This window comes from Acidithiobacillus sp. TH-A35, assembly GCF_057473505.1.
In genome coordinates this window covers 1-5987 of sequence record NZ_JBYCKR010000114.1, presented here as the reverse complement: position 1 = coordinate 5987, position 5987 = coordinate 1, and the positions used below count along the sequence as shown (strand labels likewise).

Here is a 5987-nt window from a genome sequence, read left to right as displayed (position 1 = left end):
GCCATGCCCATGGAGAGCAGCAGAATGGGGAGAGCCAGCACCACCGCGATGACGACATCCCGGCGCATGGCGCGGATGACCTGCGCTTTGCGGTCAGCGACGGCCACATCCTCCAGCACCGTGCGCGCCCCATATCCGGCCGCGGTCACTGCGGCGATCAAGGTGTTTTGGTCCAGAGTATCCGGCAGATAGCGCAGTGCCGCCCGTTCTGTGGCGAGATTGACCGTCGCCTCCAGCACGCCGGGCAGGCGGCGCAGACTGCGCTCCACCCTCCCCACGCAGGACGCACAGGTCATCCCTTCGATAACCAGTTCCGTCTCCGCGATCACGGGCGTGTAGCCGCTTTCTGTGATGGCCGCAGTCAGTGCGTCAGGGGTAATCTGCGTCGGATCGTACTGCACTGTGGCCTGTTCCGTACTCAAATTCACCACCGCGGCCTGCACCCCCGGCAAGCGGTTCAGGGTGCGCTCCACCCGGCTGCTGCAAGAGGCGCAGGTCATGCCCTCTATTCCAATTTCTACGTTCGCCATAATCACGTCCCCTGCCTTCCGGCCACTCAAGCGGTGTCGACTGGATACATGGTGAAAATCGTACTCTTCTAGTCGATTGTAATGTCAATCCTTCACATCCCACATCCCGGCAAATACCTGCCTCGCGCAAAATAGTTGATTTTAGTCGAAGGATGCTTATCATTTGCGCTCTTGCGCGCATTTTCCGCGCCCGATGAAATTGCTCCTGGAGTTGATGATCGTGGATATCCGCCTTTCCCGCCGCGTGAATGCGGTGCGCCCCTCCCCCACCCTTGCGGTCACTGCCCGTGCCCAGCAACTGCGCCGCGAAGGGAAGGATATTGTCAGTCTGGGTGCTGGGGAACCGGACTTCGACACCCCGGAGTACATCAAGGAAGCGGCCATCGCCGCCATCCGGCAGGGCTTCACCAAATACACCGCCGTCGGCGGCACGCCGGAGCTGAAAGCCGCCATCATCGGCAAATTCGCGCACGACAACCATCTGTCATACCGCCCCGATGAAATTCTTGTTTCCGTCGGCGGCAAGCAAAGCTTCTTCAATCTTTGTCAGGCCCTTCTGGATGCGGGTGATGAAGTCATCATTCCCGCGCCCTACTGGGTGTCTTATCCGGACATCGTGCTACTGGCGGAAGCACGGCCTGTCATCATCGATACCGACGCCAGCCAGCGTTTCAAGATCAGTCCGGAGCAACTGGATGAGGCGATTACCCCCAACACCCGCCTGCTGGTCATCAACAGCCCCTCCAACCCCTCCGGCGTGGCCTACAGCCGCCCGGAACTGGAAGCCCTGGGCGAGGTACTTCGCCGTCATCCGCATATCCTCATCGCCAGCGATGACATGTATGAGAAAATCCGTTTCTACGATGAAGACTTTGTCAATATCGCCAATGCCTGCCCGGATCTGACCCCGCGCTGCATCGTCATGAATGGCGTGTCCAAGGCCTATGCCATGACCGGGTGGCGCATCGGCTACTGCGCCGGCCCCAAAGCGCTGATCACCGCAATGAATACGGTACAGTCCCAGAGCACCTCCAATCCCACCTCCATCGCCCAGGTGGCCGCCCAGGCAGCGCTGGAAGGTGGCGACAGCGCCATCCACGAAATGGTGCATGCCTTCAAGCGGCGCCACCAATACGTCTACGACCGCCTGAAAGCGCTGCCCGGCGTTGCTGCCATGCCCTCCGATGGTACCTTTTACAGCTTTCCGGGATTCCGCGAAGTCATGGCGGCGAAAAGTCTGCGTGACGATCTTGCCCTGGCTGAAGCCTTGCTGGAGGCCGGAGTGGCAGTAGTACCGGGCTCAGCCTTCGGCACGCCTGGCCATATCCGCCTGTCCTTCGCGACCAGCGATAAGAATCTGGAGATGGCCCTGGACCGCATCAGCGCTTTTATCAACGCCTAGACCGCCCCGAGAACCGGGATCGCGTTACCGCAGGATCAACCCCGCTCAGGAAGCGGGGCAGATTTTGATCGCCGCAGCAACCCGGCGGGCGCGCTCCCGGGCTTCCTCCACATCATCGGCGCATGCAATACCTACCCCGAGGCGCCTGAGCTTGCTGGCTGTCGGCTTGCCGAAAAGCCGCAGATCGCTTTCCGGCACCGCCAGCGCCTCCTCCAGCCCAGAATACACCGGCCCCCAACCGAGTTCCTTCCCGCGAATCACCGCAGACGCCGCCGGACGCCGGAAGCCCGGATCGACCGGCAAACCCAAAATGGCACGCAGGTGCAGGTCGAACTCACTCTGACGCTGACTGGCCAGGGTCACCAGACCCGTATCATGAGGGCGCGGCGAGAGCTCACTGAAGATGACCTCTTCACCACGCACGAAAAACTCCACTCCGTACAGTCCCCGTCCGCCCAGATTGCCGGTCACCAATTGCGCCATCTTTTCCGCCTGCTGCAAAGCGGCCTCGCTCATCGGCTGCGGCTGCCAGGACTCCACATAATCGCCGGCCTCCTGACGATGGCCGATAGGCGCACAAAAAGTCGTCCCCAAGACAGAGCGCACGGTCAGCAGGGTGATCTCGAAGTCGAAATCCACAAAGCCCTCGACAATGATCCGCTGGCCGCCGACCCGACCCGCCGTCTGCGCCTCCTGCCAGGCCAGCGCCAGTTCCGCCGCGCCACGCACTACGGACTGCCCCTTACCACTGGAGGACATGACCGGCTTGATCACACAGGGAAAGCCCAGCTCCGCCGCCGCCTCTTCCAACTCTGCCAGCGTCCCGGCGAAGCGATACGGCGATGTCGGCAAGCCCAACTCTTCCGCAGCGAGGCGGCGGATACCCTCGCGGTCCATGGTCAACTGTACTGCCCGTGCCGAGGGCGCCACGGTGGCCAACCCCAGCGCCTCGATTTCCGCCAATGCGGAAGTCGCAATAGCCTCAATTTCCGGCACCACAAACTGCGGACGCTCGCGTTTGACAATGGCCAGAATGGCCTCTGGATCGGTCATATCCAGCACATGGGAACGATGGGCAACTTGCATGGCCGGCGCATCGGCGTAACGATCCACCGCGATCGTCTCTACCCCCAGCCGCTGCGCGGCTATCAGAACTTCTTTACCCAACTCACCTGCACCGAGCATGAGCAAACGCGTAGCAGAAGCGGAAAGTGGTGTGCCCAGTTGCATGGAAATTTCCTTCGTAGCAGTAAAACGGCGACATAAAGGCCCGAACGTCTATACTCATGCTAACATTTTCTGGCAGGCGTGTACGCAAAGGAGCAAGCAATGAGTAACAAAAGCATCGGGATGGTCGGCTTAGGTCGAATGGGTGCCAATATGGCGCGGCGTCTGCACATCAAGGGTCTGGAAGTCACCGTTTACAATCGCCATACCGAAAAATCCACTGATCTGGCTAAAGAAACAGGCATGCACGCTGCCGAAAGTCTGGAAGCCCTCGTTCAGGCCTTGCCCAGCCGCCGGATCGTCTGGCTCATGCTTCCTGCCGGAGAGGCCACCCAGAGTCATATCGACTCCATTCTTCCCTTATTGAGCAAGGGCGACATACTGATTAATGGCGCGAATGCCTTTTATGAGGACTCCGTCGCCCAATCCAAAAAAGTGGAGGCGGCGGGGGTGCATTACATAGACGCCGGTGTTTCGGGCGGTGTCTGGGGTCTACAAGAGGGTTATGCCCTGATGGTCGGTGGCAGCCAGGAAGCCGTAGCTCAGGTAACGCCTTTTCTGGAGGCACTGGCACCGGGCACCGACAAAGGCTGGTTGCACTGTGGCCCCGTCGGCAGCGGCCACTTTGTCAAAATGGTCCACAATGGCATCGAATACGGCATGATGCAGGCCCTCGCCGAAGGCTTCGCCATTTTGCAAGGCAAAACCGAATTCGGACTGGACCTCGCCAAGGTGGCCGAAATGTGGCGCTATGGCAGCGTCGTCCGCTCCTGGCTTCTTGATCTCACTGCTGACACCCTCGCCAAAGACCAAATGCTCGCCGACATCGCGCCTGTAGTAGCGGACTCCGGCGAAGGTTTGTGGACCGCGCAGGCCGCTCTCGCACTGAAAATTCCCGCGCCGGTCATTACCCTCGCCTTGCAAATGCGTTGGGCCTCTCAGGGGCGCGACGACTACGCCGCCAAACTCCTGGCGATGATGCGTAACCAGTTTGGCGGCCATGCCGTGCAAAAGGAGGGATGAATGAGTAACTGTAATTGTCAGTTCGTTATTTTTGGGGCTACCGGCGATCTCGCCAGCAAAAAACTTCTCCCCGCACTTTATCATCTGCATTGTGCAGGCAGAATGCCCGAAGAACTGCGCATTCTCGCCTTTGGTCGACGATCTTGGGATGACAAAGCCTGGCAGGACTTTCTCCATGAGCACCTGGAAACTTATGCCCGCAATTACCACGCGGACCACTTTGCCGATTTTTGCAGGCATTTTGAATATGTGCGCGGTGAAATCCATGAGCCGGAATCTTACGCCAGACTCCACAGCCTGCTGACCCCGGCAGGGGCCGAAAAACCAGCAGGTACCATTTTTTATCTCGCTATTCGTCCCACCGATTTTATTCCGGTGGTACAACGCCTTTCCGAGGCAGGATTCAATCAGGATGGCGACTACCGCATCGTCATTGAAAAGCCCTTCGGTGATGATCTGGAAAGTGCCGTGCAACTCAACGAGCAGTTGCATCGTCACTTCCGCGAAGAGCAGATCTATCGTATCGATCACTATCTTGGCAAAGAAATTGTCCAGAATCTGCTGGTTTTTCGTTTCGCCAACCTGGCGATTGAAGCGATATGGAACCGTAATTACATCGACCACGTCCAGATAACGGTGGCCGAAGATATCGGCATTGAAAATCGGGCTGGCTATTATGATCAGGCCGGTGCTCTGCGCGATATGCTGCAAAATCACCTGATGCAGGTTCTCACTCTGGTCGCCATGGAACCACCACCTTCGCTGGAGGCAGATAGCCTGCGCGACGAAAAAGTCAAAGTCCTGCGCTCAATCCGCCCTATTCCCAAATCGGCTGTTACCGCCTATGCCATGCGCGCGCAGTATGGGCCTGGCGTTGTCCACGATAAACACGTCCCCGGCTATCAGGACGAGGCGGGTGTTGAGCCCAACTCGGTAACAGAAACCTTTGTCGCCGCCAAGTTTTACATTGATAACTGGCGCTGGCGCGGCGTGCCCTTTTATTTGCGTACCGGCAAACGTCTTACTGCCAAGACCTCCAGCGTGGCCATCCGCTTCCGTCATACACCGCAACAACTCTTCCGCGAAACCAGTATCGAACGTATTGAGCCCAACTGGATATTGCTCTCTCTGGAACCGGAGAGCCTTAAAATTGAAATCCAGGTCAAGGAACCGGGTCTGGAAATGCGCGTTCGCCCCGTACAACTCAACGCATCTTACCGCAAAGATGGTGAGCAGGAGCTGGATGCCTATGAGGCCCTGCTGCTAGACGTGATGCAAGGCGACAAAGCCCTGTTCATCCGCTTTGACGAGGTCGAATGGGCCTGGCGCGTCGTCGACCCTATCATCAAGTCCTGGGGACGGGAGACCGACTACATCCTCACCTACCCCTCTGGCTCCTGGGGACCAGACGAGGCCACCCGGATCATGGACAAAGAAGACCACTACTGGCGCAATCAGATCTGAGTGAGAGCCCGGCGGAGGCCACCTCCTCCGCCAGCGCCGTTAGATGTCGTCCGTTGCACACAGCAAAAACCCCATAGAACTCAATAGCCCCAAGGTACCCCACAAAAAAGCGTAGCCGACAGGCTACAATATAGCTCGGCTGCGCGCCATCATATCATCGGGCATTTTCAAACTTATGCAAACAATACAGGCCAGTGCGATAATATGGCACGATCTATGCTAGCTACGGGCGAAGATCGTATTCTGATGACAAGGAGCCTAACCATGCAAAATCCCATTATTCCCGAACGCAAGATTGAGCAGCTTTCCGAGGTGATCAAAGCCATGTCTCACCCCCTGCG

Annotated in this window: 5 protein-coding genes; 3 read left to right on the top strand and 2 right to left on the bottom strand. The window is 58.3% G+C overall.

Annotated elements, in window-relative coordinates; genetic code table 11:
* Positions 1–530 (bottom strand): heavy-metal-associated domain-containing protein (locus AC2VNK_RS04180; RefSeq protein WP_486882929.1); only part of this gene is annotated, 530 nt, incomplete at its 3' end.
* A gap of 193 nt (positions 531–723) precedes the next feature.
* On the opposite strand from AC2VNK_RS04180, the gene AC2VNK_RS04175 reads away from it, so the two are divergent.
* The gene (locus tag AC2VNK_RS04175; protein WP_291524498.1) at positions 724–1932 is read left to right on the top strand and encodes a pyridoxal phosphate-dependent aminotransferase; all 1209 of its coding nucleotides are present in this window, start codon (positions 724–726) and stop codon (positions 1930–1932) included.
* A gap of 45 nt (positions 1933–1977) precedes the next feature.
* On the opposite strand, the gene purT is transcribed toward AC2VNK_RS04175, so the two are convergent.
* Complete coding sequence (gene purT, locus AC2VNK_RS04170) at positions 1978–3162, bottom strand: formate-dependent phosphoribosylglycinamide formyltransferase (RefSeq protein WP_486882928.1); 1185 nt, start codon at positions 3160–3162, stop codon at positions 1978–1980.
* A gap of 99 nt (positions 3163–3261) precedes the next feature.
* On the opposite strand from purT, the gene gnd reads away from it, so the two are divergent.
* Both gnd and zwf read left to right on the top strand, forming a co-directional pair.
* Positions 3262–4182: a phosphogluconate dehydrogenase (NAD(+)-dependent, decarboxylating) gene (gnd, locus tag AC2VNK_RS04165; protein ID WP_486882927.1), complete on the top strand. Its 921-nt coding sequence runs from the start codon at positions 3262–3264 to the stop codon at positions 4180–4182.
* Positions 4183–5646 (top strand): glucose-6-phosphate dehydrogenase, encoded by a 1464-nt coding sequence (gene zwf / locus AC2VNK_RS04160; RefSeq protein ID WP_486882925.1) that lies wholly within the window; start codon positions 4183–4185, stop codon positions 5644–5646. It abuts the gene before it with no gap.
* The last annotated feature ends 341 nt before the right edge of the window (positions 5647–5987 follow it).